The sequence below is a fragment of the Bradyrhizobium sp. KB893862 SZCCT0404 genome (assembly GCF_018130885.1).
Lineage (GTDB): Bacteria > Pseudomonadota > Alphaproteobacteria > Rhizobiales > Xanthobacteraceae > Bradyrhizobium > Bradyrhizobium stylosanthis.
Genome location: NZ_JAFCLT010000001.1, coordinates 701,363 through 714,865, shown reverse-complemented (window position 1 = coordinate 714,865; position 13,503 = coordinate 701,363). Strand labels below are relative to the sequence as shown.

Genomic DNA, 13,503 nt, shown 5'->3' with positions numbered 1-13,503 from the left:
TGACTGGGTTCGGATGTCCGTCCTGGAGGCGACTGACATCGTGGGAATACTCTGAACCGATCATGTGCCGCGCGACAGACTGCAGTTCATGCTAGTCGGTAACGACTAGACGTTGCGCGGCTCGAGCGCGCGCGAGCCGCGCGATGTGCGGCTAGCCCGCACCGGCGCGCGGCGCTTCGCTCTCGCGCCCCATGCTGTCGATCAGCCGCACCACCTCGATCGGCGAACGCAGCTCCAGCTTTCGCATCATCCGGGCGCGATGCACCTTCACCGTCACCTCGCTCACGCCGAGCCTTGCGGCAATCTGCTTGGCGACGAGCCCCTCGGCCATCAGCATCATGATTTCGCGCTCGCGGCTCGTCAGCATCTCGACGCGCTGTCTTGCGCCGCGGACGGTGTCCTCGCGCTCGATCCGCCTGCGGTCGCGCTCGAGGCCGTGCCTGATCGCATCGAGGATCTCCTGCTCGCGGAACGGCTTCGGCAGGAACTCGACCGCGCCGCGCTTCATCGCCTCGACCGAAACCCGGACGTCGGAGTAGCCGCTGATGAAGACGATCGGAATGAACACGCCGGTCTCGACGAGCCGGCGCTGCAGATCGAGACCGGTCGGCGACGTCCCGGGAAAGCGCACGTCGAGCACGAGGCACGAGGGTCCCTCGGATAGAGTCTCGGCGAGGAACTCGTCAGTCGATGCGAACAGCTTCACCTGGTGGCCGGTCTCCTCGCAGAGGCTTCCAATCGCATTTCGAATCTGGATTTCGTCGTCGACGACATAGACTGTGGCCTGGCCTGAATTCATTTCAACAAACTCCCGGCTTGGGCTCGATGGACCGGCAAAACGCCGTCCATTCTTCTTGCAAGCGAAGACAAGGTGCTTGGATCAATTCGCGGGAATCGAACGATCGGCGTCCGTCCGCCGGTTCGACGTCTTAGGGCCAATGCTCGCCCGAGGCGAGTGAAGGCGTTCACACATTGGGCTTCGTGATGGCGGGGATTTCGACGCGCCACAGGCGGCATCATGGCGAAGCGCGCTATCGCGAATGCGACAGTCCGGTATCTTGGCCGCAGCATCGCCAACTGCGTCATGGCATTGCAACCCACATGCCGGCTTGAACGCCGGCCCCGGCCGCAACAGCCGGATCATACGAGGCGTTCAGTCAGCTTATCGAGTATCGATACCGCGCGCAGCGTATCGATACGACGAGTATGCATTCCCGGCAAATCACGAAAGGTCGCAGCCGCCGACTTTTACTACTGGATGATGATGCGCACCCGACCGTCGGCCCCGCGAGCGCGACATACTGACGATCGATACTACTTCTAGATGATTTACAACCATAGCGAGTTGCCACTTTTTCCCTCCGCCAACGAACATTTCAACGAGGCGGGTTTTGATATGCGATTTGTGCCAGCGATTGCCTTGCTCGGAACTGCATGCGGTCTCGCCGCCATTTATGCCGCGGGGCCAGCCGTCATCACCGGCGCTGCCGGGAGCGCGGCAGACAAGGCGGCTCACGCCTACGACCAGACCAAGCAGCTGCTCGTGCCCGGCCGCAGCGACGCACCGACCTTCGGGTCGGATGCCCCCGTGTTCCGCTATGCCGCGATCCAGCGCGGCAGCATCGAGCAGACCGTTACCGTCACCGGCGCCCTGCAGCCGGTCAAGACGATCGAAGTGGGGTCTCAGCTCTCCGGGCAGCTCGCCCGGGTCTATGTCGATTTCAACGACACGGTAGCGAAGGATCAGCCGCTCGCTTTGATCGATCCGCGCAGCTTCGCAGCCAAGGTCGACGAGGCCAGGGCATCGCTCGCGGTCGCCAATTCCATCGTCGACATCGCGCGCGCCAAGCTCGACCGCGCCAGGATCGATCTGCAGAACGCCAAGGGCAGCCGCGACGTGCTCGCCGCCAAGCTCGAGAGCGCCCAGGCGGTCAAGTCCTCGGCGCAGAAGACCCTGCAGCGCAAGCTGGCGCTGCAGTCGCAGAACGTGGTCGCGACGACGACGGTCGACGACGCCCAGACCGAGTTCACCGCGCGGCTCGCCCAGGAGCGCGAGGCGGAGGTCCTGATGTCCCTCAACGCCTACTCCGTCGATGGCGCGCAGGCCGACGTCCGCCGCATCGAGGCCGAGTTGCAGCAGGCCCGCATGGCGGTACCGGAGAAGGCGGCCGTTCTCGCCGCCGCCCAGGCCGATCTCGACCGCACCGTGATCCGCTCTCCGATCGACGGCGTCGTGGTCGGCAGGTTCGTCAACGAGGGCCAGACGCTCGCCGTCGGCCTGGAATCGCGCACCACTTTCGTGGTCGCGCACCGCCTCGAAGACATGGAGATCCACGCGCAGGTCGATGAAGCCGATATCGGGCGCATCGCTCCCGGCCAGCGCGCCCATTTCACGGTGGACGCCTATCCCGACCGCCGCTTCGAGGCCGTGGTGCGGCAGGTGCGCAAGGCTCCGCAGAACCAGCAGCACGTCGTTACCTACACCGTGGTGCTGTCGACCTCCAACATCGACGGCGCGCTGCTGCCCGGCATGACCGCGCTGGTGAAGATCGTGATCGAGCGGCAGGACGACGTGCTGAAGGTGCCGCTCGCCGCACTCCGGTTCCAGCCGTCCGGCGCGCGGCCGGAGCCGGCCGGCGCACGCAGCGGCGTGTGGGTGCGGACCGCCAGCGGCGCGCTCCAGCGCATCGCGGTGACGGTCGGTGCGGCCGGCACCGAGCAGGTCGCGCTCAAGAGCGGAGACCTGGTCGAAGGCAGCCAGGTCGCCGTCGGCCAGGCCATCCGGCCGGCGGGCATGGAGTTCCTCGGAATCAGGTTCGGATCATGACCGACCAGTCGCCCCTCATCAGTCTCCGCTCCGTATCCAGGACCTATCGCACCGACGGAATAGCAGTGACCGCGGTCCGCAACGTCAGCTTCGACATCGCGCAGGGCGAGATCGTCGCCGTGATGGGGCCCTCGGGCTCGGGCAAGTCGACCTTGATGAACATGATCGGGCTGCTCGACCTGCCGAGCGAGGGCGCGGTCCATCTCGAGGGCGCCGATGTCGCCGGGCTCACGGAAGACCGCCGCTCGTCGCTGCGCGCCCGCAGCATCGGCTTCGTGTTCCAGTCCTACAATCTGCTGGCACGCCACAACGCGATCGAGAACGTCGCGCTGCCGCTGGTCTATTGCGGCGTCGGCCGCAAGGCGCGCCTGGCGCGGGCCGAAGCGTGCCTTCAGTCCGTCGGCATGCTGCACCGGGCCCATCACTTTCCGCGCCAGCTCTCGGGCGGCGAGCAGCAGCGCGTCGCGATCGCGCGAGCGCTGATCGCCTCCCCGCTGATCGTGCTCGCGGACGAGCCGACCGGCGCGCTCGACAGCCGCACCGGCGCCGAGATCCTGGCCCTGTTCGCGGCCCTCAACCGCACCGGCCAGACCATCGTGATGATCACGCACGATCCCAGCATCGCGACGCAGTGCCGGCGCACCATCCGCCTGCATGACGGCGAGCTGGTCAGCGACGAGCGGGTCGCCGAGCTGGTGCCGAGACGGAGCGCTGCGTCATGACGATGCTCCAGGGGTTTCAGATCGCCCTGCACGCCCTGCGCCTCAATCCGCTGCGCAGCTTCCTCACCATGCTCGGCATCGTGATCGGTGTCGCCTCCATCGTGACCGTGTTCGCGATCGGCTCCGGCGCGCAGCTTCGCCTGCAGGAACAGATCCGCTCGATCGGCGCCAACGTCCTGATGATCACCCCGGGCGCGGTCTATCAGGGCGGCGTGCGCCTCAAGGACGGCAGCAAGCTGACGATGACCGAGGGCGACGTGCAGGCCATCCTCGAGCAGATCCCGGAGATCCAGGCCGCCGCCGGCTCGCTGGCCGGGACGGCGCAGGTCATCCACGAGGGCAAGAACTGGAACACGACGATCAACGGCACGACCACCGGCCATTTCATGGTGCGCGACTGGCAGCTCGCCTCCGGACGTTATTTTTCCGGGGCGGAAGAGTCCGGCGCCGGCAAGGTCGTCATCCTCGGCAGCACCGTCGCGCGCGAGCTGTTCGCGCCGGGCGACGATCCGATCGGCGCGCAGATCAGGATCATGAAGGTGCCGCTCGAAGTCGTCGGCGTGCTCGATCGCAAGGGCCCGGCGCAGGACGACGTCGCCTTCGTGCCGCTCTCGACCGCCAAGCTGCGCTTCCTCGGCAGCGCCAGCAACATCAACCGGGATTCAGTGGCCTACATCATCGCCAAGGTGGCCGCGGACGGTCAGATGGCCGGCGCGCGAGCGGAGATCGAGGGCCTGCTGCGGCAGCGCCATCGCATCCCTGCCGGCCAGGAGGACGACTTCAAGGTCCAGGATCCGGCCGCCGCCATGGAAGCGCAGCAAGGCGCGATCCGCACCGTGGCGCTCCTGCTCGTCGCCATCGCCTCGGTGTCGCTGCTCGTCGGCGGCATCAGCATCATGAACGTGATGATCGTGTCGGTCACCGAGCGCACGCGGGAGATCGGAATCCGCCGCGCGCTCGGCGGGCGGATGCGGGATATCCGCCTGCAGTTTCTCTGCGAGGCCCTCGTGCTCTGCCTGCTCGGCGGTGCCATCGGCGTTGCCGGCGGCATCACCCTCTCGATGACGGTCGCGCGCATGGCCGGATGGGTCACTTCGATCGACAGCGAGGCGATCGGCCTTGCCCTCGCCTTCTCGATCGTGACCGGTCTCATCTTCGGGTTCTATCCCGCCCACAAGGCATCCAGGCTCAGCCCGATCGAGGCGCTGAAGACGGAGTAAGACGATGCCGGGGGCGGCCTTATCAACGCGAAGACCAGGGAGGTGCCAGCCATGAGTGCGGATTCGAAGGATTCGATCACACCGACACCGCGCGAGCGTGAGCTGATGATGCTGATCGCGCGAGGGCTGCAGAACAAGAACATCGCCTACGAGCTCAAGATCTCCGAGAACACGGTGCGGGCGCATATCGGCAACATCATGCGCAAATACCGCCTGCAGAACCGGACCCAGATCGCGATCATCTATGCGCTCAAGACGGTCCCGCTTTCGCTGCGGCGCGACCTCGCCAAGTCAGGGGCCGGCCCCGCAACGGTCAAGCCGGCTCCGCCGCTGGCGCAGACGACGCGGGCGCCGACCGCGCCGGAGTGACGAGCGGCCACAACACCTTGTGCGGGGCTCCGGGCAAAACACCCAGGCCCGGGTCAATCGACGCGCATCGAAATAATTCGCTTTATTCGAATTCTGATTTTTGTTAGTCATTTCTCACCCTGGCCCAAGGAAGAGGGGCGCATCGCGATCGTCACGAACGCGGGCCGGGCGGCGGTGGACGCGGATGGCGTTGGCGCGAACGGCCTTGCAGGGCGGGAGACCGTGAGCAAGGACCACGCGCATACGACCGGTGTCATCAGCGTACGGCAAAATCGTGTGGTCCTGACGCCCGGGGTCTGTGCGTCAAGTCCCAGCGGTGATGTTGCGGCCCAACCGGGCACGTGCATCAGCCATCTCGCGGGACGACGGGGGCAATAGTGCATCGCTCCCCGGGGAGAGCACGACATAAGCCGTAAGACCACTGCGCAGGGAAGGCCGGATGTTTGGCTTCACCTGTATGCCGCTGTGCAAATTCTTGTTGCCACCTTCCGCACAGTGGACCGTGGGTGCCCGGCCGGCACCCGGCCTTCCCTGCGCCCTCTTTCATTGGGGGGTGAAGCATCGAAGCAAAGCTCGGGCGAAACCAGCCGCGAGAGAGCAAAGGCGTGTCTGCAGGGGTGTAGGATGGGTAGAGCACTTGCGAAACCCATCATGCTGCGAGCGGGAACGGTCGATGGGTTTCGCTGCGCTCTACCCATCCTACGAGCTACGCCCTCTTTCATTGGGGGTGAGGCGACGGAAGCAAAGCTCGGGCGAGATCAGCCGCGAGGATGCGAAGGCGTGCGTGCGAGGGGCGTAGGATGGGTAGAGCGCAGCGAAACCCATCATGCGTCCGCGAGTGGAAAACGTCGATGGGTTTCGCTGCGCTCTACCCATCCTACGAGCTCTGCAATGAGGATGCGAATTGAAAGAGCCGCGCAGTACTCCGCACTCCGTCATTGCGAGGAGCCCTTGCGACGAAGCAATCCAGACTGCCTCCGCGGAGAGATTCTGGATTGCTTCCGCCTTCGCCAAGGCTCCGGCGGACAAGTCGCTACGCTCGCAATGACGATGTTGAGGCAGTTGCGCGCCAAACTTCGGTCTCGTGCCCCGGACGCAGCGCAGCGTCTCTTCGACGGTGCGCTGCAGAGCCGGGGCCCATGTCACAGCGAGTTGCGCCGCCTACTGGGTCCCGGCTCTGCGGAGCGGCACTACGTGCCGCACCGCGTCCGGGACACGAGAGTGGATCGCCCCCTCCCCAGCCCTCTTGCCTCCGCAATAAGCCTTGTAACAAAACTGTCATACAGCAAAACTAAACGAATGCCGGGGGCCGCGGTCGGCGGCCATGCCGCTCACCGCCAGGAGACTTCCATGCGTCGCTCACTGCTGTTGCTGTCCGCCGGACTGACAGTGCTGTCCACCGGACTTGCGTCCGCCCAGAACAATACCCCCCGTAACCTGATCCTGTTCATTCCGGACGGCCTGCGCGCGCTGAAAGTCACCCCTCAAACGGCCCCGGCGATGGCCGAGGTTCGCGACAAGGGCGTCAACTTCAAGAACTCGCATTCGCTCTTCCCGACCTTCACCATGGCCAACGGCTCGGCGATGTCGACCGGCCATTATCTCGGCGACACCGGCGTGTTCTCCAACACGATCTGGACCAACTACACCTCCGTCCCCGCGGGCGACACCGTGGTCCCCTTCATCGAGAACGACGCCGTGCTCGGCGACATCGACGAACATTTCAAGGGCGACTATCTCAACGAGGAGACCATTCTGAAGATGGCCCGCGACAAGGGCTACAGCACCGCGGCGCTCGGCAAGGTCGGTCCGACCTACCAGTTCGACCACACCGACAAGCCCGAGAAGCCCGGGCAGCATTCGATCGTGTTCGACGACTCCACCGGCGGCAAGAACGGCGTGGCGCTGTCGGACGAGGTGAAGGCGGCACTCACCAAGGCCGGCCTGCCCCTCGCCACCCCGCCGCGCGGTGACAACAGCAAGGCGGGCGATGCCAAGACGCCCGGCACCACGGTCGCCAACGTCGCGCAGCAGGCCTATTTCGCCGACGTCGCCGCCAAGGTGGTGCTGCCGATGTTCAAGGCGCGCAACAAGCCGTTCGTGCTGGTATTCTGGTCGCGCGACCCCGACGGCAGCCAGCACAATACCGGCGACAGCCTCAACCAGATCCTGCCCGGCATCAACGGGCCGACCTCGATGGCCGGCATCAAGAATGCCGACGACAACCTCGCCCAGCTCCGCAAGGCGCTCGACGAGCTCGGCCTTGCCGCAACGACCAACATCATGGTGCAGGCCGACCACGGCTTCTCGACCATCTCCAAGGAAAGCAAGACCAGCCCCTCGGCCAAGGTCAGCTATGACGACACGCCGAAGGACTTCCTGCCGATGGGCTTCCTGGCGCTCGACCTCGCCAAGGCGCTCGACCTGCCGCTGTTCGATCCCAACGACAAGAACGCGAAGATCGAAGGCAACAAGCATCCCAAGGCCGGCAACGGCGTGCTCGGCAAGGACCCGGAGAAGCCCGACCTCGTCGTCGCCACCAATGGCGGCTCCGACCTGATCTACCTGCCCAACAAGGACAAGAAGCTGGCAGCCAGGACCATCAAGGCGCTGCTCGAGCAGGACTACGTCTCCGGCCTGTTCGTCGAGGACTCGCTCGGCCGCTTCCCCGGCACCCTGCCGCTGTCGAGCGTCAACCTGCGCGGCAAGTCGGCGACCCCGACGCCGTCGATCGTCGTCAACTTCCGCTCCTATGCCAGCGATTGCGGCGAGGCGCCGACCAACTGCTCGGTGCAGGTCGCCGACACCGTGCTGCGCCAGGGCCAGGGCATGCATGGCAGCTTCAGCCGCGGCGACACCATGAACTTCATGGCCGCCATCGGTCCGGACTTCAAAGCCGGCTACGTCGACGAGCTGCCGGTCAGCAATGCCGACGTCGGCATGACCGCGGCGCAGCTGTTGGGCCTGCGTGCCTCGCAGAATGGCGGCCTAGTCGGCCGGGTGATGTCGGAGGCGCTGCCCAACGGCATCGTGCCGAAGGCATTCAAGGCCGTGGAGCGCTCGAAGAAGAAGTCCGAGAACGGTCTGGAGACCGTGCTCAACGTCCAGCGCGTCGGCAGCCAGCGCTATTTCGACGCCGCCGGCTTCCCCGGCCGCACGCTGGGCCTCGAGCCGGACGCCGGCAAACAAAAAACGGCGGGGAAATAACCCCGCCGCTTCGCTCGCGCCCCGCAAGGGGCGCGACAATCTCGTCTCGTTACATGCCGATGTCGAACACGTTCGGCAATTGGCCCGCCAGGGGCAGCGCGGTGGCGCCGAGGAACGTCGCCACCATCGCCATCAGGCGGCGGTTGTTCTGGCGCTTGCCGCGCATCTGGCCGGCGATCCATTCCAGCATTTCGCTGTTGACCTTGGAGGCATAGGACGGCGCCCAGCTCTCGATGTCGGTCTCGGCCGACAGCGCGACGCTGCGCGGCGGCACCTTCAGGCCCGAGGCGCTTGCGGCATAATGGGCAACGGCCTTGGCGAGCAGGTCGTCGAACCGGCCGGCGTCGGTGCGCTCGGTCGCGGCTTCGTTGATCTCGAACAGGATCTCGGCCTCGGTCCGGCTGATAGGCTGGTCGTTGACGGCGGTCGCAGTCAGGATGCGCGCGCACCAGGCGGTGTCATCGGCATCGAGCGAGCGGGAAAAGTGGACCCGGCCCTTGGTGGTCGGGCCTTCGCCCGTGATTACGCCGTCGCGCACGATGGAGAGGGCATGAGCCGCGGTATCGCGGCAGGACGGTTCGAGGGACGGCGACTCGACGGATTTAGGCGCAGCGGCAGACATAGTTCACTTCCAGATTTCTTCTGAGCGACCAGCATTTCCATGCGGGCCGTAAAGGGGTGGTTAATGATTCGGTACGGGGATCGCGACTTTTCTCAATGGTTGCCGATTAGTCGCTACGAGGACCATTTCGGTTCCGGAGAGCGTCGGGCGAGCGTGATGCGGGTCATAAAAGGCTTTATCGGGGCAATCGAGACCGTGAAGCCCCGGAGGAGATGTTTCGCCGCACGCGCCCCTGTAACAGAAAAGTGCTAGGAGTTCGGTCGTTCAGAGAAGAAATTCACATTTTACTTGAAGCGGTTCAGTCAGCGTTCACTTGGCCTCGCCAAGTGCCTATACTCAAGGCGACGGCCAGCAATAGATTCACAAGCAAATTCAATGTGATGAGGTAGAACCATGACACTCCCGATCGGCACCACCGCCCCCGACTTCGAAGCCGAGACCACCGAAGGGAAGATCAAGTTCCACGATTGGATCGGCAATAGCTGGGCCCTCCTGTTCTCCCACCCCAAGGACTTCACCCCGGTCTGCACGACCGAGCTCGGCGCGCTCGCCAAGCTGAAGCCGGAATTCGACAAGCGCGGCGTCAAGCTGATGGGCCTCTCGGTCGATCCGGTCGACCGCCACGCCAAATGGTCGGAGGACATCAAGGAGACGCAAGGCGCGGCTCCGAACTACCCGATGATCGGCGACACCGATTTCAACGTCTCGAAGCTGTACGAGATGCTCCCGGCCTCGACCTCGGGCGATCCCCTCACCCGCACTCCCGCCGACAACCAGACCGTCCGCAACGTCTTCATCATCGGGCCGGACAAGAAGATCAAGCTGGTGCTGGTCTACCCGATGACCACGGGCCGGAACTTCCAGGAGATCCTGCGCGTCGTCGACTCGCTCCAGCTCACCGCCAAGCATCGCGTCGCCACCCCGGCCGACTGGACGCAAGGGCAAGACGTGATCATCGCCGGCTCGGTCTCCAACGACGAGGCCAAGACGATCTATCCGCAGGGCTGGAAAGAGCCGAAGCCGTACATCCGCATCGTGCCGCAGCCGAAGTGACTTTTGGCGGTCGCGGATAGCGGCCGCAAAAAGTCATCCCGGGGCGATGCGCAAGCATCGAACCCGGGATCTCGAGATTCTCCGGTGCGCAATTGCGCACCGGAGTTCGGTGCTGCGGACCGCCCCGGAATGACGAAGCGAAACTACGCCGCGTGCACGCGGTCCAGGAAGCCGTCGACCTCGGCCTTCAGATGCAGGCTCTCGCCCGACAGCGTCTGGGCGGAGGCGAACATACGGCTCGACGTCTCGCCCGTCTCGCTCGCGCCCTGGGCGGCGTGACGGACATTGACCGCGACATCGGCCGTGCCTGAGGCCGCGGCGCGAACGCTGGCCGCGATGTTGTGGGTGGCGCTGCGCTGCAGCTCGACCGCAGCCGAGATCGAGCCCGCGATGCTGCTGATGCGCTCGATGGTCTGGCCGATCCCCTTGACGGCGGCCACCGACTCCTCGGTCGCAAGCTGCATGCTCGCGATCTGGTTCGATATCTCTTCCGTTGCCTTCGCGGTCTGGCCGGCCAGCGTCTTGACCTCCTGAGCCACCACGGCAAACCCGCGTCCGGCATCGCCGGCGCGCGCGGCCTCGATGGTGGCGTTCAGCGCCAGCAAATTGGTCTGCTCGGCGATCGAGGTGATCAGCTTGACGACATCGCCGATGCGCGAGCCTGCCTCGGACAGCTGCGCGATGCGCTGGTCGGTGGCCTCGGCCTGCCGCACGGCCTCGGCGGAGATCTGGTTCGATTCCTGCACCCGGCGGGTGATCTCGGAGATCGACTGGGACAGTTCGTCGGAGGCCGCGGCCGCCGAGCGGACATGCTCGGAGGCGTCCTCGGAGGCGCCGGCCGATCGCGCCGACAGGTCGGCGGTGGAGCGCGCGGTGTCGGTAAGTTGCCGCGCCGCCCGTTCGAACTCGCCGGAGGAGTTCAGCACCTTGTCGAGGATGCCGCCGACGCTGCCGCGGAACTGTTCGACGAAGTTACGCAGCTCCGCCTTGCGCTGCTCGGCCGCGGCGGCCGTGGCCGCCGTCTGCTCGCTGCGCAGGCGCGCCCGCTCCAGCGAATTGCTCCTGAACACGGCAACCGTGCGGGCGATCTCGCCGATCTCGTCGGCGCGATCCTCGCAATCGATCTCGACGTCGCTCTGGCCGTTGGCGAGCGCCGTCAGCGAGTGCGTGACCGAGCTGAGCGGCTTGGTGACACGGCGGACGATCAGCAATGTGAGGACCAGGACCAGCATCGCGGCAAGTCCGGCGGCGGCGGCCATGCTCGAGATCGCCTGAGCCAGCATGCTCTCGAACTGGGCCATGGGGATGCCGACATAGAGGATGCCGGCGACCTTGCCGGCCGCGTCCACGACCGGGAAATAAGCGGTCATGAACGACTTGCCGAACAGGACGGCCGGGCCCCTATAGGCCTCGCCACGGCGCAAGCCGGCCTGCGCCGGATGATCGGCCGCAAGCTGGGTGCCGACGGCGCGGTCGCCATTTTCCTTTTTCACATTGGTCGAGCGGCGCACGAACTGCCCGCTCGCGTCGTCGAGCACGAACAGGGTCGCATTGCCGCCGACATAGGACACCGCGCGATCGACGATCGCATGGTCCTTGAACTCGGGCATCTTCGGGATCTCGGCGCGCACGACCGCGCCGTCCCGCATTGTGATCTTGGCCTCGGGAACGATCTCGGCAAAGGCCAGCGCCAGGGTGCGCAGATTGACATCGATGTCGCGTAGCGCGCGATCGTTGAAGGCGGAGGTCAGCGACCAATAGCCGGCACCCACCACCAGCGCCGTGTTCACGGCGATCAGCAGCACGGCGGACAGGACGGCCTTGGTACCCAGCTTGAATTGCGGCAGGAACTTCGCCGTTGCACGTTTGGACATGATTGGAAAAGCCCTCGGAATCCCTGCATATTCATGCAATCGGCTTACGGCCGCATTAACGACGGTTCACGGCGCCGCCGGCGCCATGGTTTCCAAATCGTAAACGAGGCCCCTCCTGACCACGCCAAGTGCGCCGCCCGTCATCGTCTGGTTCCGCGATGATCTCCGCCTGTCCGATCATCCCGCCCTCCACGCCGCCGCCAAGGCCGGCGCGCCCGTGGTTTGCCTCTATGTGCTCGACGACGCGGCCGGGCGATCCGTCGGCGGCGCAGCGCGCTGGTGGCTGGCGCAGTCGCTGCGGGCGCTGGCTGCGGATATCGCCGCGCGCGGCGGGTCGCTGATCCTGCGCAAGGGGCCAGCGGCCAGGGTGATCGCCGAGCTGGCGCGCGAGAGCGGCGCCCGCGCCGTTTACTGGAATGGGATCGCACAGGCGCCGCATCAGGCGGTTGAGCGACAGCTCGAAGCTGCGCTTGCAAAGCTCGGCGTGGACTCGCAGATCTTCCCCGGCGACCTGCTCGTCCCGCCCTCGGCGATCCGCAACAAGGAAGGCCGCGGCCTGCGCGTGTTCACCCCGTTCTGGCGGCGCGTGCTGTCGCTCGGCGATCCGCCAAAACCGCTGCCGGCACCGAAGGAGCTGCGCCCGGGTCCGAAGCTCGCGAGCGACAGTCTGGAGAGCTGGAAGCTGGAGCCGAGCAAGCCCGACTGGGCCGGCGGACTGCGCGAGAGCTGGACGCCGGGCGAGACCGCGGCCCGCGCGCGCCTGCGCGACTTCCTCAAGCACACCGCCCGCAATTATGTCGGCGACCGCGACCGCCCGGACCGGGAGGGCACCTCAGGCCTGTCGCCGCACTTGCGGTTCGGCGAGCTCAGCCCGCGTCAGGTCTGGCACGCCGCACGGTTCGCTGCGGCCGAGGATCCGGCACTCGGCCAAGGCGTCGAGAAATTCCTGAGCGAGCTCGGCTGGCGCGAGTTCTGCCGCCACCTGCTCCACGATCACCCGGACCTTGCCACCGAAAACCTGCAGGCGAATTTCGACGGCTTCCCCTGGAAGGGCGACAAGAAGGCGCTCGCCGCCTGGCAGCGCGGCCGTACCGGCTATCCCATCGTCGATGCCGGCCTGCGCGAGCTCTGGCACACCGGCGTGATGCACAACCGGGTGCGAATGGTGGTGGCGTCCTTCCTGGTCAAGCACCTGCTGATCGACTGGCGCGACGGCGAGAGCTGGTTCTGGGACACGCTGGTCGATGCGGACGCCGGCAGCAATCCCGCCAACTGGCAGTGGGTCGCCGGCTGCGGTGCGGACGCTGCGCCCTATTTCCGCGTGTTCAATCCGATCCTGCAAGGCGAGAAGTTCGATCCTGACGGAACCTATGTCGCGCGCTGGGTGCCGGAGCTGAAGGACTTGCCGGCCAAGCTGATCCACCAGCCGTGGGAGGCAACACCGATCGAGCTTGCGAGCGCCGGCATCACGCTCGGCAAGACCTATCCGCAACCGATCGTCGATCATGCGAAGGGACGCGAGCGCGCACTCGCCGCCTACGCGAAGATCCGCAAAGGTTGAGCCTTGCTTTGACACAATTTTGAAACGCGCTATCGTCATCGCTCCATA

Annotated in this window: 10 protein-coding genes; 7 read left to right on the top strand and 3 right to left on the bottom strand. The window is 65.8% G+C overall.

The window, feature by feature from the left end:
• Window positions 1-151: 151 nt before the first annotated feature.
• Window positions 152-799, bottom strand: coding sequence for a response regulator transcription factor (locus JQ617_RS03570; RefSeq protein ID WP_212024454.1), 648 nt, complete (start codon window positions 797-799; stop codon window positions 152-154).
• A gap of 597 nt (window positions 800-1,396) precedes the next feature.
• Between JQ617_RS03570 and JQ617_RS03565 the strand changes: the two genes are divergently transcribed.
• The 5 genes from JQ617_RS03565 to JQ617_RS03545 all read left to right on the top strand — a co-directional run bounded on the left by JQ617_RS03565 (window position 1,397) and on the right by JQ617_RS03545 (window position 8,345).
• Window positions 1,397-2,827 carry an efflux RND transporter periplasmic adaptor subunit gene (locus JQ617_RS03565; protein WP_212024452.1) on the top strand — a complete coding sequence of 477 codons (1,431 nt, stop codon included), beginning with the start codon at window positions 1,397-1,399 and terminating at the stop codon, window positions 2,825-2,827.
• Window positions 2,824-3,549, top strand: a complete 726-nt coding sequence (locus JQ617_RS03560; protein WP_212024450.1) for an ABC transporter ATP-binding protein — start codon at window positions 2,824-2,826, stop codon at window positions 3,547-3,549. Before JQ617_RS03565 ends, JQ617_RS03560 begins: the two co-directional genes overlap by 4 nt.
• Window positions 3,546-4,769 (top strand): ABC transporter permease, encoded by a 1,224-nt coding sequence (locus tag JQ617_RS03555; protein WP_063682840.1) that lies wholly within the window; start codon window positions 3,546-3,548, stop codon window positions 4,767-4,769. Before JQ617_RS03560 ends, JQ617_RS03555 begins: the two co-directional genes overlap by 4 nt.
• A gap of 51 nt (window positions 4,770-4,820) precedes the next feature.
• Window positions 4,821-5,138 carry a response regulator transcription factor gene (locus tag JQ617_RS03550; RefSeq protein WP_063682839.1) on the top strand — a complete coding sequence of 106 codons (318 nt, stop codon included), beginning with the start codon at window positions 4,821-4,823 and terminating at the stop codon, window positions 5,136-5,138.
• Between the two features lie 1,350 nt (window positions 5,139-6,488).
• Window positions 6,489-8,345, top strand: a complete 1,857-nt coding sequence (locus JQ617_RS03545; protein ID WP_212024448.1) for an alkaline phosphatase family protein — start codon at window positions 6,489-6,491, stop codon at window positions 8,343-8,345.
• Between the two features lie 49 nt (window positions 8,346-8,394).
• Here the strand turns inward: JQ617_RS03545 and JQ617_RS03540 are convergent, their stop codons facing one another.
• Entirely contained in the window at window positions 8,395-8,967 is a 573-nt protein-coding gene (locus tag JQ617_RS03540) for a hypothetical protein (RefSeq protein ID WP_212024446.1), read from the bottom strand.
• A 393-nt stretch (window positions 8,968-9,360) separates the two neighbouring features.
• On the opposite strand from JQ617_RS03540, the gene JQ617_RS03535 reads away from it, so the two are divergent.
• Window positions 9,361-10,020, top strand: a complete 660-nt coding sequence (locus JQ617_RS03535; RefSeq protein WP_212024444.1) for a peroxiredoxin — start codon at window positions 9,361-9,363, stop codon at window positions 10,018-10,020.
• 143 nt (window positions 10,021-10,163) lie between these two features.
• Here JQ617_RS03535 and JQ617_RS03530 read toward each other — a convergent pair whose 3' ends face one another.
• Window positions 10,164-11,894 carry a methyl-accepting chemotaxis protein gene (locus JQ617_RS03530; RefSeq protein WP_212024442.1) on the bottom strand — a complete coding sequence of 577 codons (1,731 nt, stop codon included), beginning with the start codon at window positions 11,892-11,894 and terminating at the stop codon, window positions 10,164-10,166.
• A gap of 169 nt (window positions 11,895-12,063) precedes the next feature.
• Here JQ617_RS03530 and JQ617_RS03525 point away from each other — a divergent pair, with 169 nt between their 5' ends.
• Complete coding sequence (locus JQ617_RS03525; RefSeq protein WP_249156813.1) at window positions 12,064-13,455, top strand: cryptochrome/photolyase family protein; 1,392 nt, start codon at window positions 12,064-12,066, stop codon at window positions 13,453-13,455.
• Window positions 13,456-13,503 lie beyond the last annotated feature (48 nt).